Source organism: Paenibacillus sp. VMFN-D1, assembly GCF_003386155.1.
Lineage (GTDB): Bacteria > Bacillota > Bacilli > Paenibacillales > Paenibacillaceae > Paenibacillus_AQ > Paenibacillus_AQ favisporus.
On the sequence record NZ_QRDU01000003.1, the window covers coordinates 281584 to 306367 of the forward strand.

Genomic DNA, 24784 nt, shown 5'->3' on the forward strand with positions numbered 1-24784 from the left:
ACGCATCATGGATAAATCCCCTTCCCGCAACGTGCTGGGGGGCGCCCTGTGGATCAATCTCGCCAATACGGTGCGCATGCGGGAGCACCGGGTCACGGATATGCTGGAGGAGCCGGGATATTTGGACGAATGGCTCCACGATAATGAATTGCACGGCTTGAACAATACCCCAGGGGCAGCTTCAGCTGTGACGCGGGAAGACCTGCTGCCCGAACTGCTCCGTCTGCGCGGCGTGTGCCGGCTCGTTCTAGAAGACCTGGACCATGGTGGTACCTTGTCGGATAAGGCATTCGCCGCCATGGAGGCCGAAGCTTCGCGGTTAGATGTGGCGCTCCGGGCTGAGCGGGATGCCCAAGGCCTCCCCCATCTCATCACCTACGGACAAACCGCCGTCCAAGGCGTGCTGTACCCCATCGTCCGCTCCCTGTTCGAGACGCTGGCAAGCGTATCTTCGGACCGCATCCGGATCTGCGAGCATGACGACTGTATCCTGCACTTTGTGGACACCTCCAAGAGCGGCAAGCGGCGCTGGTGCAGCATGGACACTTGCGGCAACCGCCATAAGGCGGCCGAATTTTATGCGAAGAAGAAGCAGCGCGGGAACTAAAATAAGCCTGGGATCGTCTGATAGACAGCCCGGGCTTTTTTTAGTGGTTCTATTTCGTTGCTGACTGCCCTTCATTGATATGGCGGACTTTCCATCCCCCACTGTACAACTCGGATTTAAATGCTATAATGGCCTTAATTTAGGGCAACCCATTACTTATAAGTACTATGAAAAGGAGCTTATACATATGGCTAATAAACGTTTGGATCATGTCGGCATCGTCGTACGGGATTTGGAGTCAACCATCCGATTTTATACCGAGATCGTGGGCCTGGAGCTGAAAGGCCGGCTGACGCACACCAACGGCGTGTTCCAGCTGGCGTTTCTCGGCTTCGGGGACAGTAACGAGACAGAAATCGAGCTCATTCAAGGCTACAGCTACGACCTGCCGGCCGAAGGCACAGTGCACCATTTTGCGATCCATGTCGACGACATTCAGAAGGAATTTGAGCGGATTCAGGCGCTCGACGGCGTGGAGCTGATCGATCAGGAAATCGTGACCCTGCCCAACGGATACCAATATTTCTTTATCTATGGTCCGGAAAAAGAATGGATCGAATTTTTCCAGAGATAATCTGGAATCGGGCGGATGTCTGGACACCCCCATGGGGATGGACTATAATATGGGAGGAAAACAACCCGAAAACCTTATAGAATCCGGGGTGCTGGAATTGGCCGGCTGAGATTGTATCCCTTCAAGATACTGACCCTTTTAACCTGATCTGGGTAATGCCAGCGTAGGAAACCGTTTGTCACGGCATACAATCCGTGCTGATCTTGCGCATATGAAGCGTCCCGTTTACGGGGCGCTTTTTTCATTCATACTAGTGAAAAACGGGATCACGCCTTGCGAATGCTTCGATGATTCAGTCACTCAGATCGGCTTACGATTCTAAATATAACGGGGAGAGGGGATCACCGGTCGTTGCTTACAGAGAGAATAAGAACGGCCGGACATCAAAGGAGAGAGAAAGCCATGAAGAACAAATCCATCGGCCTGCTGATGCTGGTCTGCATGCTCGTACTGACGCTTGCCGGATGCGGCGGCAGCCAGAACAATGCGGGCAGCGGAGAAGGTACATCCGCTTCCGACAGCACGGCAGGCCAGGACGACACTGCAGCGAAGCCGCTGAAGGACGTCAAAGTCGTCCTCGACTGGACGCCCAACACGAACCATACCGGGCTCTATGTCGCCAAAGACTTGGGCTACTATAAAAAAGAAGGCTTGAACGTCGAAATCGTGCAGCCGGGCTCCACCGGCGCGGACGCCATGGTCGCTTCCGGCAAAGCACCCTTCGGCGTTAGCTATCAGGAGAGCGTGACCCAGGCCCGCACGCAGGGCGTTCCGCTCGTCTCGATTGCCGCGGTCATCCAGCACAATACGTCGGGCTTTGCCGCACCGGTGGACCGGGGCATCAAGACGCCGAAGGATTTTGAAGGCAAAACGTACGGCGGCTGGGGCTCCCCTGTGGAGGAAGCCGTCATGGGCTCCATCATGGAGATCGACAAGGCGGACGTGAAGAAGGTGAAAATCGTCAACATGGGCGACGCCGATTATTTTACCGCCGTGAAGCGGGACATCGATTTCGCCTGGATCTTCTACGGCTGGACCGGTATCGAGGCGAAGCTGCGCGGCGAGCCGCTGGACATGCTGTATGTCAAAGATTATTCCGAGAAGCTGGACTACTACACACCGGTTCTCGTAACGAACGAGAAGCAGATCAAGGACGACCCTGAGCTGGTTAAAGCGTTTATGCGCGCGACCGCCAAAGGTTATCAGTACGCGATCGACAAGCCGGAAGAAGCTGCCAACCTGCTGCTGAAGGACGTGCCCGACCTCGATAAGCAGCTGGTGATCGAAAGCCAGAAATGGTTAAGTCCTAAATATCAGGACGACGCAGCCCGCTGGGGCGAGCAGAAGGAACAAATCTGGAAGGGCTATTCCGACTGGATGTACGAGCACAAGCTGCTGGACAAGCCGCTGGACGTAAAGAGCGCGTACACGAACGACTTTTTGCCGGAACAGTAAGCCGCATCTAACCTAAAATACATGTAATCTTATCAAGAGAGGAAGTAGATTCGCATGGCCAATACGCTGTTAAGCATTCAGGTAATCCCGAAGACGCCGGGCAACGAAGACTCTTACGCTTACGTCGACCGCGCCATTGAGGTCATTCAGCAGTCCGGCGTGAAGCATGAGGTGCACCCGCTGGAAACGACGATGGAGGGCGAGCTGGAGGAGCTGCTGGACGTCGTGCGCAAAATGCACGAAGCTCTGGTGGCCGCAGGCAGCCCGAGTATCATCTCCCAGGTCAAAATCGCCCATAATCCCGGCGGAATCAGCATGGACAAGCTGACGGAGAAGTACCGTCCATGAGAAGCTGGTGGAAAAACGTATGGCCGCCCCTCGTGGCGGTCATCTTCTTTTTGCTCGTGTGGCAGCTGCTGACCTCCCTGTTCCATATTGAACAATGGATTTTGCCTGCGCCGAGCGACATCGCCCGGGAAGCTGCGGCCGCTTCCGGGGGCTTGTGGGAGCATGTATGGGCCACGCTGAAGCTGACCGTGTTCGGCTTCGCCATCGGAACCGCCATTGGGCTGGTCATCGCACTGATTCTGCATTTGATTCCGTTTTTAAAACAGGCGCTGTATCCGCTGCTCATTCTAAGCCAAAATATCCCGACTATCGCCCTCGCCCCCCTGCTGATGATCTGGTTCGGCTTCGGCCTCCTGCCCAAGATCATCGTCATCACGCTCGTCTGTTTTTTCCCTGTAGCGGTCGCCGCCCTGGGCGGCTTGAAGCAGACCGATCCCGTCATGATGAACTACATGCGCATGATCGGGGCGGGCAAAGGCCAAATCTTCGCCAAGCTGGAGCTGCCCCACGCGCTCCCTTCCATCTTCTCCGGCATTAAAATCGCCGCCACCTACAGTGTCATGGGAGCGATTATTGCCGAGTGGCTGGGGGCCGACAAGGGCATCGGCTATTATATGATGCTGCAAAAATCGGGCTACCGCACCGACCGCATGTTCGTCGCGATCATGATTATCGTCGTGCTGAGCCTGCTGATGTTCGGGCTGATTGCGCTGCTCGAAAAATGGTTCGTCCGCTGGAAGCCAAAGCAGGGCTAGCGGGCCTGACCGGAAAGGAGAATTGCCGTGATAAATCAAGAAACTACGCCTGCAGCACTGGAGATCGTCTCCGTCAGCAAAAGCTTCACAGAGAAGCGCCGGACGCTGCCGGTACTCAACGACATCTCGCTGACCGTGGGCCAAGGTGAATTCGTGTCCATCATCGGACCGTCGGGAAGCGGCAAGAGCACGCTGCTGCACGTGATCGGCGGGCTGACCCGCCCGGATGCCGGCACCGTCCGGATGAACGGCGCCGAGGTGACCGGGCAGCAGGGGCATATCAGCTACATGCCGCAGCAGCCCGCCCTGTTCCCTTGGCGGACGATCGAGGACAATGTGCTGCTGGCCCAGGAGGTGCACGGCCCCGTCAGCCGGGAGGCCCGTGACGACGCGCGGCGCTGGCTCGCCAAAGTCGGCCTGGCCGGCTTTGAGAAGGCGCATCCGCATACGCTGTCGGGCGGCATGCAGCAGCGGGCGGCCTTTCTCCGCGCGCTGCTCAGCCCGCAGGAGCTGATGTGCCTGGACGAGCCGTTCAGCGCGCTCGATGCGCTGACCCGCAGCGACATGCAGCGCTGGCTGCTCGACATTTGGGAAGAGAACCGCCGCTCGGTTCTCTTCATTACGCACAACATCGAGGAGGCGCTGCTGCTCTCGAGCCGTATTTACGTCTTCTCGAGCCGGCCGGCCGCGGTGCTGCACGCCATTGACGTGCCGTTTCCGCGCCCGCGGCGCGAGGAAGTGACGGAGGCTCCCGAGTTTCTGCAGCTGAAGCGTCAGCTGAGCGAATGGATGCGAGAGGAGCAGCGAAAAATGCAGGCTGCACAGCAAGGAGGTTCACGCCTATGAGCGGCAACCACAGCGAAGTAAACCCCGCAAACGGCCAAGAGATGATCCTTGACCGGGCAGCGGCGGCATCCGCATCGCCGGCGGAGGCGAACCGGTCGCCGCTCGCGCCCTTGATCGATGCCCATATTCATCTCGATACTTATAAGGAGCACGAGACACAGACGCTGCTCGGGAGTCTGAAAGATGCCGGCGTCGAAGCCGTCATCGGCGTGTCCATGGATTTGGCATCGAGCCAGGCCAATCTGAGGCTTGCCCAGACTTGGCCCGGGCAGGTCTATCCCGCCTTCGGCTTCCATCCCGAGCAGCCGCTCCCTGCTGACCGCGAGATCGACGCGCTCTTCGGCTGGATGGCGGAGCATGCGGATGACATGGTCGCCGTCGGCGAAGTCGGCCTGCCGTACTACTCGCGGCTGGAGGCTGCCGAAGCCGGGCTTCCTTGGGATAACGGACCGTACGAGGCGCTGCTTGAGCGCTTCGTACGTTTTGCCCGGGACCATGACAAGCCGATCGTGCTGCATGCCGTGTACGAGGATGCGGATATCGCCTGCGATCTGCTGGAAAAGTACGGCGTCTCCCGCGCCCATTTCCACTGGTTCAAAGGATCGGCGGACACCGTGCGGCGCATGGCGGATAGCGGATATTACGTCTCGTTTACGCCGGATATCGCCTACGAGGCGGAAATCCAGGAGCTCGCGCGCCGGTATCCCGCCTCCCAGGTGATGACGGAGACCGACGGGCCATGGCCGTTCGAAGGGCCGTTCGCCGGTCAGATGACCCATCCCCGCATGACCGCAGAGGTGGCCTTGGTATGGAGCAGCATTCGTGGCGTCCCCCTGCCGGAAGCCAGGGCGCTGCTGCATGCCAATGCCTGCCGTTTTTACGGCCTTCCGCGCTAAATCAAAAGGGGTCTGCCCGCTACGGACAGGCCTTTTTCTTTTCCCTCTCCAAATTCAATTTCACCTATCTTCGGGTGTTATCCGCCAACGAGCGTCTCTCCGGTTTCAAGCAGCGTCTTTAAGCCTGAAAGCACGATCGGAAATCCCCTTTCAACAATTTTTGCGGTTTCAGCGGCTTGGTCCAGTTCATCATGCACAACGGTGACGAGGGTTACGCCCATAAGGTCTTCATGTGAACCGATCTCCCACGTAATGCGTATCGGGGGCTCGTGTTTCGCCCCCGGAAACGCAACATACCGCCAACTCATAACGAGTTTACTCGGAGGATCAATGTCGAGAATGATTCCTTCCGCCCTCTTCTCTTCCCCGTTCCATAGTTCGAATGGGGACTCGATTTGCCAATCGGAACGGAAGGCGCAATGGTGCCAAAATTTTGACGTCTTGGCCGGATCCGTAATCGCTTGCCAAACCTGCTCGGGGGTTGCCTTAATCGCGATCCGACTTACATGACGGGGGTTGTTTTCCATTTTCATTTCACGCTCCAGTTCAAAAAAATGTTTTGTTTCGCTTGACACGTTACTTTTTGGTAACATATGATGAGGGTATCATAAGTGACTTTATAGTCACATGATAGCGCAAATGGATTTGTTTGTCAGCCGGCGGCATGCAAATCGCATAAAAAATGAATGGGAGCTGATCTTCTATATGACTGAACAGATGATGGACACTCCACAACATGAGGCAGACCGCCTTGATGAGGCAGGGATTCCGCCTATGCAGCTGCACCACATTGGGTTTAAAACGGCAAGGTTTCTGGAGATGCGGGCGTTTTATCGCACCTTCCTCGGGGTCACACCGTCCCTGGAAGTGGAGGGTATCGGTGGTTTTTACACCTTCGATCTGGCTCACCATCGCCTGGTTCTCTTTCATGATCCCGCATGTATCGAACAGGTACCCGCAAGCGCGGGCATGCATCATGTAGCATTCATCTACAGCATTGACGATCTCATGCGGACGTACCAACGTCTGAAACACAAGGGGCTGCTGCCGTACATGGCGATGAACCATGGTCCAAATACGTCATTCTATTACCGCGATCCTGACAACAATGCCCTGGAACTCCAAGTCGACAACTACGGACCTGACTTGCTCAAGGGTCTGGAAGCCATGCGCGCGCTTCAGCAATGTTCCAATCCCGTCGAAGCACTCGGAGTCATGGTGAATCCGGAAACCTTTTTGAAAGCCTGGCAGGAGGGAGCAACACTCACGGAGTTACACGAACGTTCCTACGCGGGCGAATTTGCCGAAGGTGCACCTTCTATCCCAATATAAAGGCTGAGTTGTCGGAGAAAAAGTGCACTGTAAACACAGAGGAGGATAAAAGCAATGAGCAGCATTGAGAGTATTGTTGATCGCTTCGAGATCGAAGCACTGCGCGGCGAGTTCACCGACTCGGTGATGATGCGCGACCCCGACCGTCTAGCGTCATTGTTCACAGAGGATGGCGTGTGGCGGATTCCGGGTGCGGGCGTTGAACTCACCGGCCGGGAGCAGATTCGCGACGGAAGCAAGCGGCTGCAAAGCCAGTGGGATTTTTTCGTGCAAACCACACACCCGGGCACGATCCAGATCGATGGCGATGCCGCGGCCGGCCGTGCCTACATCTCTGAGCTCGCCCGCCTGCAAGACGGCAGGAGCGGACTGAACTACGCCGTGTACCATGACCGCTACCAGCGCACAGAGGACGGCTGGAAGTTCGCCGAGCGCGTCTACGAGGTCAGATACCTCGACACCACACCGCTTTCGGGATCGGCGCAAATCGAATCACATGAGTAGAAATCGATGTTCCCGGCGCCCCGCTGCGGGGCGCCAGCTTTTAAAGTGCAAGTATCCATTCGGGGCGGATTAACTGATCAAGGGTTGAAGGTGATGCCTCGTCTTAATACAGCTTCTGCTTGTTTTCAATCCGCTTGGTATCCAGATTCAGTTCCTGATAGTAGATCATGTTTTTGTCCACCTTGGTCACGTTGAAGATAACGCCGGTCTTCCGGGACGTTTCGGGACCCTTCACCACGGTGACGGTCTCAGCGAACACCTCGTCCGGTTCCGGCACGGCTTTCAAGGAATCCACACTGATCTGGCTTCGGTACGTATTCGGATGCTTATCGAAATACTCCGTAGACCGGATCAGCCTGCCATCCTCGTCCCATCTGGGCTCGCCAAAGGTGTTCAGCACCGCGTAGGGCTTCAAATCTCCGGTATAGTAAAGTTCCGATTTATAGCGGTCGGGATTGCGGCTCGTTACCCGGTTGACGATAAAGTAAGGCCCGGTGGGGCTTAGGGATACACTTGACTCCTTGGCGCTGTATGTATGCTTGATGACGAGCTTTTCCGTTTTCGCCTGATAGTCTCCGAAATAGACCTCAAAGCTGTTGCTGGCCGTCGATTTAATGTATACGTATTTTTGGGTGAGCCGGGAATAGCTCAAGCTTTTCACCGTCCCCGTGTTCGTCAGGGCCTTCATCTGATCGGCAAAAGAGGCGTTACTCCTCTGCGCACCCTGCTCCGTCACTCCGGCTGCCCCACCTGATGAATGCCCGTTCTCCACGCTGCCAGGCTTACCTGCCTCCTCGCCGGCGCTGATGGGAGCTGGAGTCCTTCCGAGGCCGTCATTCAAGCCGCCCGGTTCCGTGCAACCCGCCAAAGCCAGAAGCATACAGCATCCCGGCAGTACCATTTTGAATCTTGTCCGCATGTATGGCTGCTCCTTTTCCATAAAATGATCATTTCTATATCTTTCAATCTGGGATATGCGATTATAAGCATTATAGTGACCCCTGCTTGTCTATAAAAGGGCGGCTCCGTTACTTTTGGATGAAGGTTTTGTCACCATTCCTAAGTTATTTACCCAGGAAAAGGAAAATCGGCACAACAATCGCACAAAAAAAGAGACTTGCGTCCAAGGACGTAAGCCTCCTTTTCATCAGGATCGATTCGGGAGATATATCATCAGGTTTGTTGAAAAATAAAGGACCCGTCTGTTGCTCCTTTTAAGCGGATCGATACTTTCGTCGAAAAACCACCACTTAGCGTACCGATTCGGGCAATGCTAAAAGGCTTGACGGCAATGGTCACGGTATCGTTCAAAAGCAGCACGAATGATTTGGCGCTGTTGTTGGATATCGCCAACGTGCCGTCCACGCCTTTCGGGACCGTGAACAGCGTCTTCGTGCCCGAAGTTGTATAGTGAAACGAGCCGGAGCGGGCGTATTTTGCCATGATCCAACCACCTCCATTCTACTTTTCTACTTTGTTATATGCAGAATCGTAGAAGGCGTGTGGGTTGAAGAAAAAACCTATGGAATCGATCGAATTCCATCGGAGTGTGCCCTCACCGGATGTCCCGAAAATGAAGGTTTAACGCTGTATGCCGCTATTTTCCCATAAAGCCTTTGCCGCTCAAAAACTCCCGCATATGCAGCCGGATCGGCTCGGCCAAACGATCGGCCATAATCTGCGACCATGGCGTATCCCGCTTGCCGCCGGTACGCTCGGACAGGTAGCGCTGCATCGTTTGGTCATATGCCTGCACCGGCTCCTGAATCCGCTCCTCGTTGTAACCGTTGCGGTGCAGAACCGCCTCCACCGGCAGCCGCGGACGAATGCCCGGCTCCTGATCCGGCACACCCAGGCACATGCCGAATACCGGGTAGACAAGCTCCGGCAGGTTCAGCAGCTTGGACAATTCGGCGATCCGGTTACGGACGCCGCCGATATAGACGATGCCAAGCCCGAGCGATTCCGCGGCGACCGCCGCCGTCTGTGCCGCCAAGGCCGCATCGACCGTGGCCACGATAAAGTTCTCCGTCGAATCCACGTACGACTCCCGGCCGGCCATGTGCCCGGCGGTGACCTGATCCAAACGGTGCAAATCCGCGCACCAGATCAGAAACACCGGGCATTCCTCGATATAGGCCTGATTGCCGGCTAATTCAGCCAGCTGCTTCTTTAGGGCCGGGTCTGTGGCAGCGATAACGCTGTAGGCCTGAACATTGCTGGAAGTGGAAGCGCACTGTGCCGCAGAAATGATCTCGTTCAGCTGCTCCTCCGTGACCGGTTCATTCTTGAACTTGCGGATGGAGCGGTGGTTTTTTATTAAGGATATAACCTCGTTCATCAGTCATACATCTCCTAACGCGAGTGGTTATTGTCTAGCCGCCTCATGACTTGTATCGCACCTGCAATCGCGTGAATACAGGCAAACATGGACCCTTTTATTATAAACCAATCCTCGTCCTTTCAAAAAATGGATGCGCTGTAGCTTCCCCTGTTTCTATTTTTCATAGAAATCCATTAGAATTCATTTAGATGATTATCTAATTTCACTTACGTTAAATCAAATATTGTTTGTTAATCACGTTAACGATTGAAACGCAACACTAACGGTCTATGCCAAGGAGGTCCCTTCATGAATCCGATTGCCACCAGCACCACCTTTTATCTCGTCCGGCACGGCACCAAGGTCCGCGCCATAGGCGATGTCCCGCTATCCCCCGAGGGAGTACTGGAAGCCCGTCAGACCGCCCGGCATTTAGGCCGGCTGCCCCTGGCCGCGATTGTGTCCAGCCCGCTCCGGCGGGCGGCGGACACGGCCGGATATATCGCTGAAGCGTCCGGCCTTCCCGTGCACACCGATGTGCGCCTCAGGGAGCGCGCCAACTGGGGCGACCTTCCCGGCCAAACCTTCGAAGCGTTTGTGCGCATGTGGGAACGATGCACGAACGACCGGGATTACGTCCCACCCGTCGGCGACTCCGCGCGGCAGGCCGGCGACCGGCTGTCATCGCTGCTGTCGGAGCAGGCTTTGCAGCATCCGGGCCAACATCTCGCCTTGGTCACCCACGGCGGACTGATCACGGATTTTCTGCTCAATACCTTTCCCGAGAGCGAGCTGAACCGCTGGCACCCCTCCTTCGTCTCCAGGCAGAGCGAGCTGGTGCCGGAGTGCTCGATCACGACCGTCCTGTCCGGCGGGCACGGCGGGTTCGTTCTGGCCGGGTTCGCCTCCATCCAGCATCTTCAGAAGTAAGCGGCAGCACAAAACCCCGGCAGGGAATTGTGGCAAAGTCCCTGCCAGGGCTCGGATGGATCTGTCCATGAAGCACATGGCGATCCGTTATCTGTTGAGCGAGTTCCACATCGAAATATGGCTTCATTACAGTGTAGCCATATCAATGACGAACCGGTACCGCACGTCGCTGCGAAGGACGCGTTCATAAGCCTCGTCGACCTGGTCGGCGCGGATCACCTCAATTTTAGGGGCAATGCCGTGCTCCGCTGAGAATTCAAGCATCTCCTGCGTTTCCCGAATGCCGCCTACGAGCGATCCGGCAATGCTGCGGCGGCCCATAATTAAGGAGAACACGTTGTACTGATCCGGCGTGCCCGGTGCACCGACATTCACAAGCGTACCGTCGACGCGAAGGAGTGATAGATACGCGTCAACGTCAAGATTCGCGGATACGGTGTTCAGGATGAGATCGAAACGGCCGGCCAGCGTTTTGAACGTATCCGGATCGCTGGTGGAAAAGTAATCGTCTGCGCCGAAGCTCCGGGCTTCGTCTTTTTTACCCATGGAGCGGCTAAAAACCGTGACTTCCGCACCCAGGGCATGCGCATATTGGATCGCCAGGTGGCCGAGTCCGCCCATCCCCACAATGGCTACTTTTTTGCCGGGACCAGCGTTCCAATGCTTCAATGGGGAATAGGTGGTGATGCCGGCGCAGAGCAGCGGGCTTGCCTCGCTCAACTCCAGACCTTCCGGGATCCGGACTACGAATCTTTCCGTAACGACGATCTTTTGGCTGTACCCGCCATAGGTCGGATTGCCGTCATAATCCAGCGAATTATAGGTCTGAACGACGCCCTTCGTGCAATACTGTTCTTCCCCCATGAGGCAGTATTCGCACGCTCCGCACGAGTCTACAAAGCAGCCCACGCCAACGCGGTCACCTACCGCAAATCGGGTTACTTCCGAGCCTACGGCCGCTACGATGCCGGCAATTTCATGACCGGGAACCATAGGGAATATCCCCCCGCCCCACTCATCGTAGGCACTATGTATATCCGAATGGCAAATCCCGCTGTAATGAATATCGATTAAAACGTCGTCCGGCCGCAGCTCTCTCCGCTCAATCGTTGTTTTTTCAAAAGGCTTTTTGGCGCCTGGGGCGCTGAGCACGCGTGTTTTACACATGTTTTCTCACTACTCCTTTACTCATGGAATTGGATTGCCTTATTGGATTGCATGTTTAGCATAAATCTTAAAGTTCACTTTAAGTCAAGGGTATTTTTTCATCACTTCAGAGACCACGATCCTTTGGCATAAACACTTCCTATTCCTGAGTTCTTTACGCAGATTCCGCTTAATATCCTCTGTTTTTCATATTGTGTTTCCGTTTTCTCCAACAACCTGCTGCCTGCCCCATCGGCCTTCGATCTATCCAGCCGCTCATTTCAGTTACTTCCGAACATCACTTATGCTAAAGTTAACTTTAATAAAAAAATACAGAGGGGTGTATCCATGAACAGTATAAAAGAGGTCACGCAGATGACTGGAATATCGGCTTCCACGCTCCGGTACTATGAAAATGAAGGCTTGCTCCCTCATGTCAAACGTGATGAGAACGGAAAACGCCAATACGATGATGAGGACCTGGAATGGGTCCATTTCATTACCGCACTTCGGGCAACGGGCATGCCAATCGTGCAGATACAGAGATATGTCCAGTTGTATCAAGCGGGCGACTTCACCATTTCGGAACGTAAAGCGATGATGCTCCAGCATAAAAAAGATATTGAAAACAAAATAGCCGATCTCTACCGCAATTTGGATAAAATCAATTATAAATTGGCACTGTACGACGTGCTCGAAGCTCAAAGGAATCATGCGGACATTAAAATTTGACCGACCGGGCCATATTGCCAGGCATCAGTCCTGTTCTCAGGAGACGGGGGAGATGATTTACACGCAAAAAGCCCAAGGGGCCGGCTTTCATCCGGTTCCCTTGGGCGTATTTGATATGCGGCATATGCAGTTAAACTAGCGGCCGGCATAACCCTTGCCACCGCTGCCGTTTAAGTCTAATCGGCGGCAGAGTCACAGCTTCACCCGCTGCAGGCGCAGCGCGTTCAGCACGACCGACACGGAGCTGAACGCCATCGCGGCGCCGGCCAGCCATGGCGCCAGGAAGCCCGCTGCGGCAATCGGGATGCCGACCGTGTTGTAGGCGAGCGCCCAGAATAGGTTCTGCTTGATGTTGCCCATCGTCCGGCGGCTCATCAGAATCGCGTCGGCGATGGCGTTCAGGTCGCCCCGCATCAAGGTGACGTCGGCGGCCTCCATCGCCACGTCCGTCCCTGTGCCGATCGCCATGCCGATATCGGCTGTGGCCAGGGCAGGGGCGTCGTTGATGCCGTCCCCGACCATCGCGACCTTGCGGCCGGCCTGCTGCAGCTTCTTCACTTCCTCGGCCTTGCCTTCCGGCAGCACCTCCGCCAGCACGCGGCGGATACCGGCCTGGGCCGCAATCGCCTGCGCCGTCCGCTCGTTGTCGCCGGTGATCATGACGACCTCGATGCCCATCTCCTGCAGGCGGGACACCGCCTCTCGCGACGTCTCCTTGATCGTATCGGCGACGGCTACGAGCCCGGCATATCTGCCGTCCACCGCCACCAGCATCGCCGTCTTCCCGGCCTCCTCCAGCCGATTCATGACCGGAATGGCGCTGTCCAGCGCTACTCCTCGTTCGGCCATCAGCTTCCGGGTGCCGATCAGCACGAAGCGGCCGTCGACCCGGGCGGAGACGCCGTAGCCCGGCAGATTGGCAAAATCCTTCGCTTCCGGCAGCGGCAGCCCTTTGCTCCGCTCCTGCGCGCCCGTCACGATGGCTTCCGCCAGCGGATGCTCGGAATGCTTCTCGACCGCCGCGGTCATCCGCAGCAGCGACTGCTCGGTCATGAGCGGCGCAGGCACCACGTCCGTCAGCTGCGGCTTGCCGCTCGTCACGGTGCCGGTTTTGTCCAGCACCACCACCTGGACGTCCTGCGCCGACTCCAGATGCTCCCCGCCCTTGAACAGGATGCCGAACTCCGCGGCCCGGCCGGAGCCGGCCATGATGGAGGTCGGCGTCGCCAGCCCGAGCGCGCACGGGCAGGCGATGACGAGCACCGCGATGGCCTTCTCCAAGGCAGGGGCAAAGTGGCCCGGGTCCACAAGGAAGTACCAGGCCAGCCCGGTTACAATCGCTATGCCGACCACGATCGGTACAAAGATGCCGGAAATGACGTCGGCGATCCGCTGGATCGGTGCCTTGGAGCCCTGTGCCTCCTCCACTACTTTGATGATCTGGGCCAGCGCCGTTTCGCTGCCGACCTTCGTCGCCCGGATGCGCAGCACGCCGTTCTTGTTCAGCGTGGCGCCCACGACGTTGTCCCCGGCCCGTTTCTCGACCGGGAGGCTTTCGCCGGTAAGCATCGACTCATCTACAGAGGACGATCCTTCGAGTACACGCCCGTCCACCGGGATCTTCTCCCCGGGACGGACGATCACGGTATCGCCGGCGGCCACGTCCGCGACCGGGATGCTGACCTCCTTCCCGTCCCTCAGAACGAGCGCCGTTTTGGCCTGCAGCCCCATCAAGCTTTTGATCGCCTCCGAGGACCGGCCTTTGGCCAGCGCCTCAAACCACTTGCCCACCAGAATCAGCGTGATCAGAATGCTGCTCGTCTCATAATACATTTCCACCGAATGGTTCATTCCCATCGCGGCGGAGGCAATCGTCAGATACAGACTGTAAAAATAAGCGGCCGATGTACCCAGAGCGACCAGCACGTCCATGTTGGCGCTCCAATTGCGCAGCGCTTTATAGGCGCCGACATAGAACTGCCCTCCGATGATGAACTGTACCGGCGTAGCCACAATCAGCTGGAACCAAGGGTTCATGAACAGCGAAGGCACAGGGATCCATGCCGTAAAGGAAAAGTGGCCAACCATCGCCCATAGAAGCGGCAGGGAGAGAATGGCTGACATCATCCATTTCCATCGTTTGTGCTGGATCTCCTGACGGCGGAGCTCGGCGGTATCCTTGGCTTCCTGCTTCGGAATCGCCTTGTACCCGAGCTGCTCGACCTTATGCATCATGTCTTGCACGGTCACTGTTCCCGGCATATATTCCACCCGGGCCGTTTCCAGCGCCAGATTGACATTCGCCTCCGTCACGCCGGACAGCCGGCTGAGCCCCTTCTCGATCCGGGTCGCGCAGGCCGCGCAGGTCATTCCCGTAATGTCAAAATCCATCGTTTCCTTCATCGTGCCGTAACCGAGCGATACGATTTTGTCTTCCAGCTGCTTCAGATTTGTCTGCTTCGGATCATAGGTAACGGAGGCCTTCTCCAATGCCAGGTTCACGTTCGCCCGGCTGACGCCCTCCAACCGGCCTAGCCCCTTCTCGATCCGGGCTGCGCATGCCGCACAGGTCATTCCCGTAATGGGCAGGGTCGTATGCTTCTCCGATTGATCCGGCGTATGCTGTTCCATAGCCGCGTCCTCTCCTTTCCCTAAGTCTATGGCATACCCCAGCGGGGTATAAACTAGAGTCAAAAAAGGCAGCGCCCGCAAATCACGTAAATTCGCATCGCTGCCTGGTATAAGCGGAGGATCCTCGCCTCCGCTATCTTCTGAAACTCGTATTCAAGGCGTAACATCCGCCTGATCTAGTGTTTAAACAACATCGTAGCCTTGATCCTCAATCGCTGCCTTAATGGTGTCCAGGCTTACTTTGTTCTCGTCGTAGTCCACAGTCACCGTATTGGACGGCAAGTCAACCTTGCCTGCGGCGCCGGCATTCTTCACCGCACCTTCTACCGCATTGACGCAGTGGTTGCACGACATGCCTTCAACGTTAAGCGTAACCTGTTTCATCATATATTCCTCCTTAAGTTGGATAATCCCTGCTCTCATGCAGGTATTATTTCATTAATTTCTTCACCGTAACCAGCAGTTCGTCAATCACTTCATGGTCCCCGGCTTCGATCCGCTCGACCACGCAGCTCTTCATATGACCCTCCAGGAGCAGCTTGCCTACGCCGTTCAGGGCCGATTGGATCGCCGCGATCTGGTTCAGCACATCATCGCAATAGGTATCCTTCTCGATCAGGCCTTTCACGCCGCGGATCTGTCCTTCAATCCGGTTCAAACGGGTAATCAAATTGTTCTTGGTTTGTTCCGAATGGTGGCTGTGCCGCTCGCTGCATCCCCCTTCGCAGGAGCTGTCAGGACCGGCAGCGGAGAGCAGGGCATCGCCCGTCATTCCTTCGACCTTCATTTCGACCTTCGCCATAAGGACACCTCCTATGCCGCTTTGATACCATTATTATACGATACCCCCCAATAGTATGCAAGCACAGAACCGTCAGATGGTGATTCGTTTTCCATTCCGCCTTGAAAATTAAAGGAATTAAGATTTAACGAGGCGAAATAAACATCTGATTCGAATATCCATTTTTTTGCTGCAGGGAGATAAATCTTATGTTCAAAAAACGTCTAATTACGCAGCAGCAAATTCCCGGGTTGGTCGGCACGATGGTGTTCTGCCTGCTTGGCACCCTTCTGTTCCTGCTCCACATGCGCAGCCTGTCCCTCGCATATACTTCGGCGGACTGGATTCTTCTCGGCTCCATGCTTGCCGCGTCACTGGTCCTGTATATGTATACCTTCCAGGTTCCCCCGGACGGGAGCAAGCAGTCGATGGACTCGGTCGTGTATCTGGCGTGCATCTTTACTTACGGGAGCGCGGCTTCTCTGGTCATGCTGCTGGTCAGCGCGGTCATCTTCGCCTGCATCGAACGGAAATTGGCATGGTGGAAGCACCTTCTCAACTTCTCCATCTATTCCATTATGATTTCCGGTGCAGGCGGCATGTTTCATCTGATGGGCGGCCGTCAGGGCTACCTTCAGAACGTTCATTTGCCGGCATACTTCGGCGCCCTTGTTGCTTATTTTATACTGAACCTGATATGTATCGGCTTGTACTACTGCTTGATGTACCGCAACCGGGACAACCTGTACGCCCTGCTGAAGGGGTTGCTGCGGGAATCCATGCTTGTCTACTTATGCATCCTGATCCTCTCTCTCGTGCTCACGATCATGGTCGTTCATAACGGCGTGACGGGACTGGGGCTGTTTCTCGGCATCAGCCTGCTGCTGTCCCACCTGTTCCGGATGCAGTTCGGCATGTATCAGCAGGTGCAGGAGCGCGCCAATACGGATCAGCGGACGGGGTTGTACAATCACACCTACTTCGAGCAAATACTTGACGTGCAGCTGCAGCAGGCGAGAAATACCGGCAAGCCGCTCTCCCTGGCCATGGTCGATATCGACGATTTCAAAAAGTACAACGACCACTTCGGTCATCTGAAGGGCGACCGGCTGCTGGGCCTCATGGGCCAAATTTTAAAAGAAGAATCGGAAACGGCCGGCATTTCTGCCTCCAGGTACGGCGGCGAGGAGTTTTCCCTGCTGATGCCCGGTTACGATACGCAGCAAGCCCTCGAGTTTATCAACCGTCTGCGCAAACGGATCAACGACACCCCTTACGAAGGCGTAGAAATTTTTCCGCATGGGTGCTTGTCCTTCTCAGCCGGCATTTCCGGATACAAGCCCGACATTCATGACAAATCGCTATTGGTGGATCAGGCGGACCAGGCCCTCTACGGTGCCAAAAAACAGGGTAAAAACACCGTACAAATTTTCGGGGAATCCCAGCCTGTTCAGGATGAGCAGGACATCGCCCAGGACGTCAAAAACATCGAGCAGCTGCTCAGCCTGTTTCTGTACAAGGATATCGATACGTTCAAGCATTCCAAGCGGGTGTTTCGCTACGCCATGGATATGAGCAAAGTACTCGGACTGGACCCGGTCAGCCGGAAGCAGTTCGTGCTCGGGGCACTCATCCACGATATCGGCAAGCTCGAAATACCGCGTGACATTATCCGGAAGCAGGGCAAACTGAGCCCTTCGGAATGGGAAACGGTGAAAAAGCATGTCGTTTGGGGCAAGGAAATCGCGCTCATTCAGGAGCCGTTCAAAGCGCTGGTGCCTTATATCGAGCTGCATCATGAACGGTACGACGGCAAGGGGTATCCGCACGGGTATCAGAGGGAGGAAATCCCACTGCTGTGCCGGATGCTCACCGTGATCGATTCCTTTGACGCCATGACCTCGGAGCGCCCATATCAGAACACCAAATCGGTCGAAGATGCAATCCGCGAGCTGCGCGCCTGTGCCGGAACCCAGTTTGACCCGGACCTGACCGAGCTGTTCATCCGGTATATCGAAGCCAGACAGAAGGGCAAAGCCCTCCCTGCTGCGGATGTGAACCTTCTCTATGCGGGTTCGCCAACAACGTCTTGATCTCACACGTATTCTATTTATATGAACGAAAAACCCGGCGCATGTCTGCGAGCATGATCCGGGTTTCTTCAACTTGATTTAATTGCTTCTTTAAATAAAAAGATACCCTTCCGGGTACCTTTTTTCTGTCCGTCCGGATCAGCCCAGCCGGCTTACCCGCGCTCCGTGTTTAACTCGTATGATGTTTGGTGTAATTCCTTAATCATGTGCTGCAGGAACATGTTCTGTTGACGGCTGATTCCGTACTGGTTATCCTTGATGATCAATTGTTGAATCCGTTTCTTCAGCAGCTCACTCCGACGTTCCAATACAGCCAAACTCATGAATAACATCACTCCTGATTTCAATTTTTTCGTTCATTGGGAACTCCCTTTTTATTATATCGAGACCTGAAACTTATTGAAAATGTGCTGAAAATGGCTGATCCCGGCCCTCGCGGGCTGAACCGCGATGACCGGGGCTCAGGGCCCCCAGCCGGAGAAATCCTGCCGTATCCTCCGGTATCCGGCAAGTCAGCCGCCAAATATCCCATTTCATGGAAAAATTTAGCTTCCGAAAAAGAAGAATCGCCTAGATCCATCCAGCTTCATGGCGAAAGTTCACGAAATCGATGAATCCTGCGGTCGGCTATAGCCCATTAGGGTCATTTTCATCTCGGAACGATGGCTATACAATTACCAATGTGCCGGCCGCAAGCGGCGGTAACGGCACCGAAATCAAAGTAGGTGAATCCTTGATATGTTCAAACGTAATATGAAACCGCTATGGGTGTGGATGCTGGTGATCTTCATCGGCGTGCTCATTCATCCTGCCGCCAGTTCGGCCCATGCTTATCTGACCAAGTCCAGCCCGTCCGATAATGAAGTGATGACACAGGCGCCAGCCAAAGTGACGCTTCAGTTCAACGAGGCGCTGCAGCCGGCCTTTCACTCCATCATCGTGATGGATTCGTCCGGAGCAGAGGTTAACCAGGGCAACAGCAGAGTTCCGGCCGGACAGCCGGCCGTCCTGGAAGTGGACCTGAAGACCGGTCTTCCGGACGGCATTTATACAGTGCAGTGGAAAGCCGTGTCCGGCGACGGCCATCCGGTGAACGGAACGTTTCCGTTCCAAATCGGCACAGGCAGCCAGGGTGCGGCCAGCCACATTGTGTACGCTGGTTATACGCCGGGCGCCGATCTAATCCTGATCCGCTGGGTCTTTTATGTAAGCTTGGCTTTTCTGCTTGGCGTTTTATGCTTTTATCTATATTTGCTGCCTGCGGGCGGAGGATCCCGGCATCCGGAGTTATCTCCTCGGAGCCGTAAGCTTCTGGGCATATCCTATGCCGCTCTGATCCTCGGTGTGCTCCTGAGCCTGCCGATGCAAACGGCGATCGAAGCCGGAGTCGGCTGGGGCGAGGTGTGGAACGCCGAGCTCCTCGGCAAAATGCTGCGCATTACGAGCTTCGGCCATATTTGGCTGGTGCAGGTGATCCTTGTACTGCTTCTGGGTGCGCTACTCTACGCTGCAACCCAGAGCACCGAGCAAAAAGGGCTCCGTGCGTTGTATGCGGGCACGCTGCTCACCGGCGTGGGGCTGCTGCTGTCCAAGGCATTCATTGGGCACGCCGCTTCGGCTGAGTCGATATGGATGCCTGTATTTATGGATTTCCTTCATCTCGTGTCGGTTTCCATCTGGCTCGGCTGTCTGCTCGCACTCGGCTTGATTCTGCCTAGGGAGGCATCGCTGCCAGACGAACCGGATCTTCGCAAAAAGAGCTACTTCGCGGTCATCGAGCGCTTCTCTCTTTGGGGTACCACCTTGGTGGCGGCTGTGCTGATCAGCGGCGTATACGCCTCGCTGACGTATGTACCGACCTGGTATTCGCTCCTTCACACCGCCTACGGACGCATCCTGCTGCTGAAATGCGTGCTGCTGCTGGTGATGCTCGGCTTCGCTGCCGTGCACCTTATCCGCGGGCAGCGCCGCAGCAAGCCGCTCGGCGCCGGCGTATGGATCGAATTCGCGGCCGGTATTGCGGCCCTGGTGCTCGCCGCCGCCCTCTCGAACCTGCCCCCGGCATCCTCCAATCCGGGGCCGGTGAATGTGCAGCAGACGCTGGATAACCGCACCGTCGTCACGCTGCAGATCAGCCCGAATATCGCGGGCGAGAATACCTTCGAGGTAGGCGTGAAGGATGCCAGCGGCAAGCCGGTGCAGGGCATTCAGCAGATCAAGCTGACGCTGACCTCGCTGGACATGGAGATGGGCAAATACGAAATCGAGATTCCCGGCGCCGGCAAGACGTATAAAGCCCAGGACCTGATCAGCATGGCAGGCCGCTGGAACGTCCATGTCCATATTTTGACCGAGTCCCTCGACGCCTGGGATACCGACTTCCAGATTACCGTCGGAAGCAGCTGAAGCATGCGGGGCAAGTGATATCGGCCTCGTCACCAAATACAATATAAAGGGGTATTGAGCATGAAAAAATTGTTGAGCAAACGCATCCCGTTCTTGATCACGGCAGCCGCCGGCCTGCTTCTGTTTTCCGGCATCGCCAGCGCCCATGTGACGGTCAAGCCGGCCACATCGGCTCCGGGAGCCTGGGAAACGTACACGATCAAGATTCCGTCTGAGAAAGAAGTCGCCACTACCAAGGTAACGTTAAAAGTGCCGGAGAACGTGGACCTTAAACAGTACCAGCCGGTGCCGGAGTGGAAAGTCACGACCGAAAAGGATGCCTCGGGTAAAATCAAAACCATTACATGGAGCGCTACCGGGGCCGGCATTAATGCCGGAGAATTCCAGCAGTTCAACTTCGTTGCGCAGAACCCGGACCAGGATGCCGATGTCGCCTGGGACGCCTACCAATATTACAAAGACGGCAGCATCGTGGAATGGACGGGTGACGAAGGCGCGGATTCGCCTCACTCCATCACCAAAATCACCACCGCGGAATCCACGGAGCCTGCCGATCACGGCCATGACGACACAGCCTCCACGGATAACGGAGCCGGGGCTGACACGTCCGCTCAGGACCAGGCTGCCGCATCGACTCCTGTCCCGGCCACGACGGATTCCGGAAGCAGCGGCGTTCAGACCGCGACACTGGTCGCCTCGATTGCCGCCCTGCTGCTGGCCATCGTGTCCTTGATCACTTCGTTTACGAAAAGACGGCAATAAACGACCGGTAAAAAAGGTTGATCAGAGGAGCTGCCCATGACAGCTCGACAAAGCGATGTTTAAGACAAAAGAAGCTGCCCCGCATCAAAGCGGAGCAGCTTCTTTTTCGTTACCGGCGGGCGGGTATCAAGCGTTGCCGCCTGGGCACCCTATATGCTAATTCCTATTTCTTACCACTGTGTTCGAGGATCATATCCACGAACAAATCGATTTGGCCCATAATAGCAATCGGATCATAGCGGTAGAACGTGTCAAAGTCGTTATAGAAGATGCGGTCGTTCTTCGCGGCCGCCAGGCTGTTCCATACCGGGGAAGCCTTCAGTTCCTTCAGCTTGTCGCCTTTCTTCTCCGGATCGTAGGTCGTCAGGAACATGTAATCTGCCGCATACTCCGGCAGAAGTTCCATGGACAGCTGCAGCGTCTGGTTTTCCTTGCTGTTCTTCGCAGGGCGTTTCAGCTGAAGCGCATTGTACAGCACCTGGCCGCCGCGGCCGGCATTGTCGCCGAACGTCCACAGCTCGCCCTTGTCCGTCAACTCATAGATGCCGAAGGTGGCGTTCTCGTCCACGACGCCTTTGAGCTTCTCACGGGCAGCTGCTGCTTTTTCGTCGAACGCTTTGATGAATTCCTCCGCCTTTTCCTTTTCGCCGGCAATGTCGCCGAACAGGCGCACCGTATCGTCAACGTTAGTTGCTGTGCCGTAAGGAATGTAGATGGTTGGTGCGATTTTGGACAACGCCTCATAATTGTCGTCATACATGACGACGATCAGGTCGGGCTTGAGTGAGAGCGCCTTCTCGGTATTGATTGGATAGCCTACATCCTCTACTCCGTTCAGCTTATCCTTCAGGAACGGGTTTTGGAAAATGCTCGGTTCCGCGCCCACCACAGGGGCGCCAACGGACAGCAGCTCGCCGCCATAATAATCGGTTACGATGCGCTTCGGCTTTACGGGAATCTCCACGTCGCCTTTTTCTGTCTTGTACGTACGCGTTCCTCCGTCCGAAGCCGTTTCCTTCGAATCCGATGCGGCTGTCTCCTTGCCTGAAGTTTCGGCTGCCGTCCCGCCGGATGCCGCTGACCCGCTGCCGCCGCTATTGCCGCCGCAGGCCGTCACCAGCATGGAGAGCATGACCACCAGGATCATGACCGTAAACGATGATTTGGACCTTGTAAACATAATAACCCCCCATAGGTATGTAATTCATCAGTAATGATAATGATTATCAATTGAAAACCTATCAGCTCGCCGGCCCCTTGTCAATCTTTATTTTCTTGCCGGGAATTCGGCACCGTCCACAGATTTATCCGATACCTGTAGGGTTTCACCTGCGCACTTCCTTATGGAGAATGGCCTTCTTCCAGTGCATTGCAGAACCAACGCTCAATTGTGCCAGATTTATGCCGATTTCATATTTCTCATTGCCAAGAGGCCTGCTGTTCATATAAAATGAGTAATTGAGAATGAAGTGAGAATGAGAATCAATTTCATGGAAATAGGTGACAATATATGAATCAGCAGGCAGCAGCGAATACGACCCCGGACTCCAAGGAACGCCTCCGTTCCCGTCCGAAGACCGCCAGCCTGATCCTAATCGGCGGCCTTGCCGCGCTTGTTCTGAGCATGGGATTATCGATCTCCTTCGGAGCGGCCAATATCCGGCTGTCTGAAGTATGGTCGGCCGTATTTAATTTCCATGCGGATGTGGTCAATCATCAAATTATTCGGGATTTGCGCCTGCCGCGGGTCCTTGCCAGCGCGATGATTGGTGCAGGCTTTGCGGTAGCCGGAGCCCTGATGCAGGGGATGACCCGCAATCCGCTCGCTGACTCGGGACTCCTTGGCATTAATGCGGGTGCAGGCTTCGCCCTTGCGCTGTGCTTTGCCTTCTTCCCCGGTCTGTCCTTTATGTACCTGATCCTGTACGCCTTTCTCGGCGCGGGGGTCGGTGCCGGACTCGTCTACGGCGTCGGATCGCTCGCTCCGGGAGGGCTTACCCCGGTACGTCTCGTTCTGGCCGGTGCGGCGCTCAGCTTGCTGCTGACCGCGCTCAGCGAAGGCGTGGCGCTGTACTTTCACATCGGCCAGGATCTGGCCTTCTGGTATGCCGGCGGCGTAGCCGGCACGAAGTGGGTGCAGCTCAAGATCATGTTCCCATGGATCGCCGGCGCCCTGATCGGCTCGCTGTTCATTTCGCGGTCGATCACGATGCTGAGTCTCGGCGATGAAGTCGCCAAGGGGCTCGGGCAGCGCACCGCCCTAATCAAGCTGGCCGCCGTACTCATCGTGCTCGTCCTGGCGGGTTCCTCGGTAGCCGTGGTCGGATCGGTGGGCTTCATCGGGCTCATTATCCCACATGTCACCCGCTATCTCGTCGGCGTCGATTACCGCTGGATCGTCCCTTGCTCGGCGGTGCTGGGCAGCCTGCTGGCGGTCCTCGCCGACTTGGCGGCAAGAATGATCAATCCGCCGCATGAAACCCCGATCGGGGCGATCATCTCGCTGATCGGCGTTCCGTTCTTCCTCTATCTTGCACGAAGAGAGGTAGGGGATCTGTAATGTCCGAACGACAAGCGGTTTCTACTTACGAACAGCGAAGAAAGCTTCGCGGCATGACCGTCATGCTGATTCTCGCCATGCTCATTGTTGCGGTCTTTATTATCAGCATGAACACCGGCTACATACGGTTAAGCCCGCTCGACCTGATCCGGACGCTGTTCGGTCAGGGATCGGATCAGGAGAACCTGATTCTCTTCGAATTCCGGCTCCCGCGGATCGTCATTTCGGTGCTGATCGGCGCGGGACTGGCGGTGTCCGGAGCGGTCATGCAGGGGATTTTCCGCAATCCGCTGGCCGACCCCGGCATCCTCGGCATTAACTCGGGGGCGGGGCTGATGGTCATGCTGCTCGTCTCGTTCTATCCGACGACGCAGGCGATGCCGGTATTCCTGCTCCCTCTCTTAGCCTTTGTAGGCGCGGGATTGACGGCTGCACTGATTTACTCCCTGTCCTACACGCGGAACAAGGGAATCCGCCCGATCCGGCTGATGCTGACAGGCATTGCCGTCGCCGCCGGCATTCAGGCGGCCATGATCGTGCTGACGCTCCGGCTGAAGCCCGAGCAGTATCAATTCGTCGCGACATGGCTCGCGGGAAGCATCTGGGGAACGAACTGGAAGTTTGTCCTCTCCCTTCTCCCCTGGATCGTCGTCCTGGTGCCGTACATTATTTATCGGGCACGGGTGATGAACGTGCTGCAGATGGGAGAGCAGATGGCGACCAGCCTTGGTGAAAATGTACGCAAAGAGCAGTTCCGCCTGCTCGCCGCTGCCGTCGCCCTGGCTGCGGCAAGCGTAGCCGTCAGCGGCGGGATCGCCTTCGTCGGGCTCGTCGGTCCGCATTTGGCCAGGCGCCTCGTCGGTCCGAAGCATCAGATGCTGCTTCCGGTCTCGGCGCTCATCGGGGCGCTGCTCGTTATCGCGGCCGACACGATCGGCCGCTGGATTCTGCAGCCTTCCGGCGTACCGACGGGCATCGTGGTCGCCGTCATCGGCGCACCTTATTTTCTGTATCTGCTCGCCAGAGCGAAAAGTTAAACGCCAGTGCTTGATATAGATCGTATTTTCCGACTTTTGGATCGGATCATACCTGAATGGACTTGG

At 56.1% G+C, this 24784-nt stretch carries 26 protein-coding genes and 1 riboswitch; of the genes, 16 read left to right on the forward strand and 10 right to left on the reverse strand.

Features of this window, described 5'->3' with window-relative positions; all coding sequences use genetic code 11:
• The first annotated feature begins 7 nt into the window (after window positions 1-7).
• The 7 genes from C7820_RS22335 to C7820_RS22365 all read left to right on the forward strand — a co-directional run bounded on the left by C7820_RS22335 (window position 8) and on the right by C7820_RS22365 (window position 5481).
• Window positions 8-607, forward strand: a complete 600-nt coding sequence (locus C7820_RS22335) for a CGNR zinc finger domain-containing protein (protein WP_116232907.1) — start codon at window positions 8-10, stop codon at window positions 605-607.
• A 187-nt stretch (window positions 608-794) separates the two neighbouring features.
• Complete coding sequence (locus C7820_RS22340) at window positions 795-1181, forward strand: VOC family protein (protein WP_116232908.1); 387 nt, start codon at window positions 795-797, stop codon at window positions 1179-1181.
• A 74-nt stretch (window positions 1182-1255) separates the two neighbouring features.
• Window positions 1256-1368, forward strand: a riboswitch (TPP riboswitch).
• A gap of 215 nt (window positions 1369-1583) precedes the next feature.
• Complete coding sequence (locus C7820_RS22345) at window positions 1584-2636, forward strand: ABC transporter substrate-binding protein (RefSeq protein WP_116232909.1); 1053 nt, start codon at window positions 1584-1586, stop codon at window positions 2634-2636.
• 54 nt (window positions 2637-2690) lie between these two features.
• A complete protein-coding gene (locus C7820_RS22350; RefSeq protein WP_076172706.1) occupies window positions 2691-2984 on the forward strand; it encodes a thiamine-binding protein in 294 nt (97 codons plus the stop codon).
• Window positions 2981-3739, forward strand: coding sequence for an ABC transporter permease (locus C7820_RS22355; RefSeq protein ID WP_116232910.1), 759 nt, complete (start codon window positions 2981-2983; stop codon window positions 3737-3739). Before C7820_RS22350 ends, C7820_RS22355 begins: the two co-directional genes overlap by 4 nt.
• Before the next feature lie 27 nt (window positions 3740-3766).
• Window positions 3767-4585, forward strand: a complete 819-nt coding sequence (locus C7820_RS22360; protein WP_258875350.1) for an ABC transporter ATP-binding protein — start codon at window positions 3767-3769, stop codon at window positions 4583-4585.
• 41 nt (window positions 4586-4626) lie between these two features.
• Window positions 4627-5481: a TatD family hydrolase gene (locus C7820_RS22365; RefSeq protein WP_116233138.1), complete on the forward strand. Its 855-nt coding sequence runs from the start codon at window positions 4627-4629 to the stop codon at window positions 5479-5481.
• 77 nt (window positions 5482-5558) lie between these two features.
• Here C7820_RS22365 and C7820_RS22370 read toward each other — a convergent pair whose 3' ends face one another.
• Entirely contained in the window at window positions 5559-6074 is a 516-nt protein-coding gene (locus tag C7820_RS22370) for an SRPBCC domain-containing protein (protein WP_116232912.1), read from the reverse strand.
• 46 nt (window positions 6075-6120) lie between these two features.
• Between C7820_RS22370 and C7820_RS22375 the strand changes: the two genes are divergently transcribed.
• Complete coding sequence (locus C7820_RS22375; RefSeq protein WP_258875352.1) at window positions 6121-6813, forward strand: VOC family protein; 693 nt, start codon at window positions 6121-6123, stop codon at window positions 6811-6813.
• A 54-nt stretch (window positions 6814-6867) separates the two neighbouring features.
• Window positions 6868-7317, forward strand: coding sequence for a nuclear transport factor 2 family protein (locus C7820_RS22380; protein ID WP_116232913.1), 450 nt, complete (start codon window positions 6868-6870; stop codon window positions 7315-7317).
• A gap of 103 nt (window positions 7318-7420) precedes the next feature.
• Here C7820_RS22380 and C7820_RS22385 read toward each other — a convergent pair whose 3' ends face one another.
• The 3 genes from C7820_RS22385 to nfsA all read right to left on the reverse strand — a co-directional run bounded on the left by C7820_RS22385 (window position 7421) and on the right by nfsA (window position 9658).
• The gene (locus tag C7820_RS22385) at window positions 7421-8236 is read right to left on the reverse strand and encodes a hypothetical protein (protein ID WP_116232914.1); all 816 of its coding nucleotides are present in this window, start codon (window positions 8234-8236) and stop codon (window positions 7421-7423) included.
• Window positions 8237-8490: 254 nt separating this feature from the next.
• The gene (locus C7820_RS22390; protein ID WP_116232915.1) at window positions 8491-8760 is read right to left on the reverse strand and encodes a hypothetical protein; all 270 of its coding nucleotides are present in this window, start codon (window positions 8758-8760) and stop codon (window positions 8491-8493) included.
• Between the two features lie 154 nt (window positions 8761-8914).
• Window positions 8915-9658, reverse strand: a complete 744-nt coding sequence (nfsA, locus tag C7820_RS22395) for an oxygen-insensitive NADPH nitroreductase (RefSeq protein ID WP_116232916.1) — start codon at window positions 9656-9658, stop codon at window positions 8915-8917.
• 249 nt (window positions 9659-9907) lie between these two features.
• On the opposite strand from nfsA, the gene C7820_RS22400 reads away from it, so the two are divergent.
• Window positions 9908-10570 carry a histidine phosphatase family protein gene (locus C7820_RS22400; RefSeq protein WP_258875353.1) on the forward strand — a complete coding sequence of 221 codons (663 nt, stop codon included), beginning with the start codon at window positions 9908-9910 and terminating at the stop codon, window positions 10568-10570.
• 126 nt (window positions 10571-10696) lie between these two features.
• Here C7820_RS22400 and C7820_RS22405 read toward each other — a convergent pair whose 3' ends face one another.
• Entirely contained in the window at window positions 10697-11737 is a 1041-nt protein-coding gene (locus C7820_RS22405) for an NAD(P)-dependent alcohol dehydrogenase (protein WP_116232918.1), read from the reverse strand.
• Between the two features lie 327 nt (window positions 11738-12064).
• Between C7820_RS22405 and C7820_RS22410 the strand changes: the two genes are divergently transcribed.
• On the forward strand, window positions 12065-12448 hold the full coding sequence (locus C7820_RS22410) for a MerR family transcriptional regulator (protein ID WP_116232919.1): 384 nt from the start codon (window positions 12065-12067) through the stop codon (window positions 12446-12448).
• Window positions 12449-12640: 192 nt separating this feature from the next.
• Here the strand turns inward: C7820_RS22410 and C7820_RS22415 are convergent, their stop codons facing one another.
• From C7820_RS22415 to C7820_RS22425, 3 genes are all read right to left on the reverse strand, one after another.
• Window positions 12641-15079 (reverse strand): heavy metal translocating P-type ATPase, encoded by a 2439-nt coding sequence (locus tag C7820_RS22415; protein WP_116232920.1) that lies wholly within the window; start codon window positions 15077-15079, stop codon window positions 12641-12643.
• A gap of 183 nt (window positions 15080-15262) precedes the next feature.
• On the reverse strand, window positions 15263-15463 hold the full coding sequence (locus C7820_RS22420; protein ID WP_105445797.1) for a copper ion binding protein: 201 nt from the start codon (window positions 15461-15463) through the stop codon (window positions 15263-15265).
• A 46-nt stretch (window positions 15464-15509) separates the two neighbouring features.
• A complete protein-coding gene (locus C7820_RS22425; RefSeq protein ID WP_116233140.1) occupies window positions 15510-15851 on the reverse strand; it encodes a metal-sensitive transcriptional regulator in 342 nt (113 codons plus the stop codon).
• A gap of 218 nt (window positions 15852-16069) precedes the next feature.
• Between C7820_RS22425 and C7820_RS22430 the strand changes: the two genes are divergently transcribed.
• The gene (locus C7820_RS22430) at window positions 16070-17953 is read left to right on the forward strand and encodes a bifunctional diguanylate cyclase/phosphohydrolase (RefSeq protein WP_116232921.1); all 1884 of its coding nucleotides are present in this window, start codon (window positions 16070-16072) and stop codon (window positions 17951-17953) included.
• 152 nt (window positions 17954-18105) lie between these two features.
• Here the strand turns inward: C7820_RS22430 and C7820_RS33535 are convergent, their stop codons facing one another.
• Complete coding sequence (locus C7820_RS33535) at window positions 18106-18276, reverse strand: hypothetical protein (RefSeq protein WP_163880247.1); 171 nt, start codon at window positions 18274-18276, stop codon at window positions 18106-18108.
• Window positions 18277-18691: 415 nt separating this feature from the next.
• On the opposite strand from C7820_RS33535, the gene C7820_RS22435 reads away from it, so the two are divergent.
• Together C7820_RS22435 and C7820_RS22440 are read left to right on the forward strand one after the other, a co-directional pair.
• The gene (locus C7820_RS22435) at window positions 18692-20359 is read left to right on the forward strand and encodes a copper resistance CopC/CopD family protein (RefSeq protein ID WP_116232922.1); all 1668 of its coding nucleotides are present in this window, start codon (window positions 18692-18694) and stop codon (window positions 20357-20359) included.
• 60 nt (window positions 20360-20419) lie between these two features.
• A complete protein-coding gene (locus C7820_RS22440; RefSeq protein ID WP_116232923.1) occupies window positions 20420-21121 on the forward strand; it encodes a YcnI family copper-binding membrane protein in 702 nt (233 codons plus the stop codon).
• 163 nt (window positions 21122-21284) lie between these two features.
• Here C7820_RS22440 and C7820_RS22445 read toward each other — a convergent pair whose 3' ends face one another.
• On the reverse strand, window positions 21285-22301 hold the full coding sequence (locus C7820_RS22445; RefSeq protein WP_116232924.1) for an ABC transporter substrate-binding protein: 1017 nt from the start codon (window positions 22299-22301) through the stop codon (window positions 21285-21287).
• 330 nt (window positions 22302-22631) lie between these two features.
• On the opposite strand from C7820_RS22445, the gene C7820_RS22450 reads away from it, so the two are divergent.
• Together C7820_RS22450 and C7820_RS22455 are read left to right on the forward strand one after the other, a co-directional pair.
• Window positions 22632-23681, forward strand: coding sequence for a FecCD family ABC transporter permease (locus C7820_RS22450; protein ID WP_116232925.1), 1050 nt, complete (start codon window positions 22632-22634; stop codon window positions 23679-23681).
• Window positions 23681-24718: a FecCD family ABC transporter permease gene (locus C7820_RS22455; RefSeq protein ID WP_116232926.1), complete on the forward strand. Its 1038-nt coding sequence runs from the start codon at window positions 23681-23683 to the stop codon at window positions 24716-24718. The genes C7820_RS22450 and C7820_RS22455 overlap by 1 nt, the downstream gene beginning before the upstream one ends.
• Window positions 24719-24784 lie beyond the last annotated feature (66 nt).

Excerpts from the sequence above, each read along its gene's own strand:
- C7820_RS22335 (WP_116232907.1), top strand. The coding sequence starts at position 8 with ATGGATAAATCCCCTTCCCGCAACGTGCTGGGGGGCGCCCTGTGGATC.
- C7820_RS22340 (WP_116232908.1), top strand. The coding sequence starts at position 795 with ATGGCTAATAAACGTTTGGATCATGTCGGCATCGTCGTACGGGATTTG.
- C7820_RS22345 (WP_116232909.1), top strand. The coding sequence starts at position 1,584 with ATGAAGAACAAATCCATCGGCCTGCTGATGCTGGTCTGCATGCTCGTA.
- C7820_RS22350 (WP_076172706.1), top strand. The coding sequence starts at position 2,691 with ATGGCCAATACGCTGTTAAGCATTCAGGTAATCCCGAAGACGCCGGGC.
- C7820_RS22355 (WP_116232910.1), top strand. The coding sequence starts at position 2,981 with ATGAGAAGCTGGTGGAAAAACGTATGGCCGCCCCTCGTGGCGGTCATC.
- C7820_RS22365 (WP_116233138.1), top strand. The coding sequence starts at position 4,627 with ATGATCCTTGACCGGGCAGCGGCGGCATCCGCATCGCCGGCGGAGGCG.
- C7820_RS22370 (WP_116232912.1), bottom strand. The coding sequence starts at position 6,074 with ATGTTACCAAAAAGTAACGTGTCAAGCGAAACAAAACATTTTTTTGAA.
- C7820_RS22375 (WP_258875352.1), top strand. The coding sequence starts at position 6,121 with ATGGATTTGTTTGTCAGCCGGCGGCATGCAAATCGCATAAAAAATGAA.
- C7820_RS22380 (WP_116232913.1), top strand. The coding sequence starts at position 6,868 with ATGAGCAGCATTGAGAGTATTGTTGATCGCTTCGAGATCGAAGCACTG.
- C7820_RS22385 (WP_116232914.1), bottom strand. The coding sequence starts at position 8,236 with ATGCGGACAAGATTCAAAATGGTACTGCCGGGATGCTGTATGCTTCTG.
- C7820_RS22390 (WP_116232915.1), bottom strand. The coding sequence starts at position 8,760 with ATGGCAAAATACGCCCGCTCCGGCTCGTTTCACTATACAACTTCGGGC.
- nfsA (WP_116232916.1), bottom strand. The coding sequence starts at position 9,658 with ATGAACGAGGTTATATCCTTAATAAAAAACCACCGCTCCATCCGCAAG.
- C7820_RS22405 (WP_116232918.1), bottom strand. The coding sequence starts at position 11,737 with ATGTGTAAAACACGCGTGCTCAGCGCCCCAGGCGCCAAAAAGCCTTTT.
- C7820_RS22410 (WP_116232919.1), top strand. The coding sequence starts at position 12,065 with ATGAACAGTATAAAAGAGGTCACGCAGATGACTGGAATATCGGCTTCC.
- C7820_RS22415 (WP_116232920.1), bottom strand. The coding sequence starts at position 15,079 with ATGGAACAGCATACGCCGGATCAATCGGAGAAGCATACGACCCTGCCC.
- C7820_RS22420 (WP_105445797.1), bottom strand. The coding sequence starts at position 15,463 with ATGAAACAGGTTACGCTTAACGTTGAAGGCATGTCGTGCAACCACTGC.
- C7820_RS22425 (WP_116233140.1), bottom strand. The coding sequence starts at position 15,851 with ATGACGGGCGATGCCCTGCTCTCCGCTGCCGGTCCTGACAGCTCCTGC.
- C7820_RS22430 (WP_116232921.1), top strand. The coding sequence starts at position 16,070 with ATGTTCAAAAAACGTCTAATTACGCAGCAGCAAATTCCCGGGTTGGTC.
- C7820_RS33535 (WP_163880247.1), bottom strand. The coding sequence starts at position 18,276 with ATGAGTTTGGCTGTATTGGAACGTCGGAGTGAGCTGCTGAAGAAACGG.
- C7820_RS22435 (WP_116232922.1), top strand. The coding sequence starts at position 18,692 with ATGTTCAAACGTAATATGAAACCGCTATGGGTGTGGATGCTGGTGATC.
- C7820_RS22440 (WP_116232923.1), top strand. The coding sequence starts at position 20,420 with ATGAAAAAATTGTTGAGCAAACGCATCCCGTTCTTGATCACGGCAGCC.
- C7820_RS22445 (WP_116232924.1), bottom strand. The coding sequence starts at position 22,301 with ATGTTTACAAGGTCCAAATCATCGTTTACGGTCATGATCCTGGTGGTC.
- C7820_RS22450 (WP_116232925.1), top strand. The coding sequence starts at position 22,632 with ATGAATCAGCAGGCAGCAGCGAATACGACCCCGGACTCCAAGGAACGC.
- C7820_RS22455 (WP_116232926.1), top strand. The coding sequence starts at position 23,681 with ATGTCCGAACGACAAGCGGTTTCTACTTACGAACAGCGAAGAAAGCTT.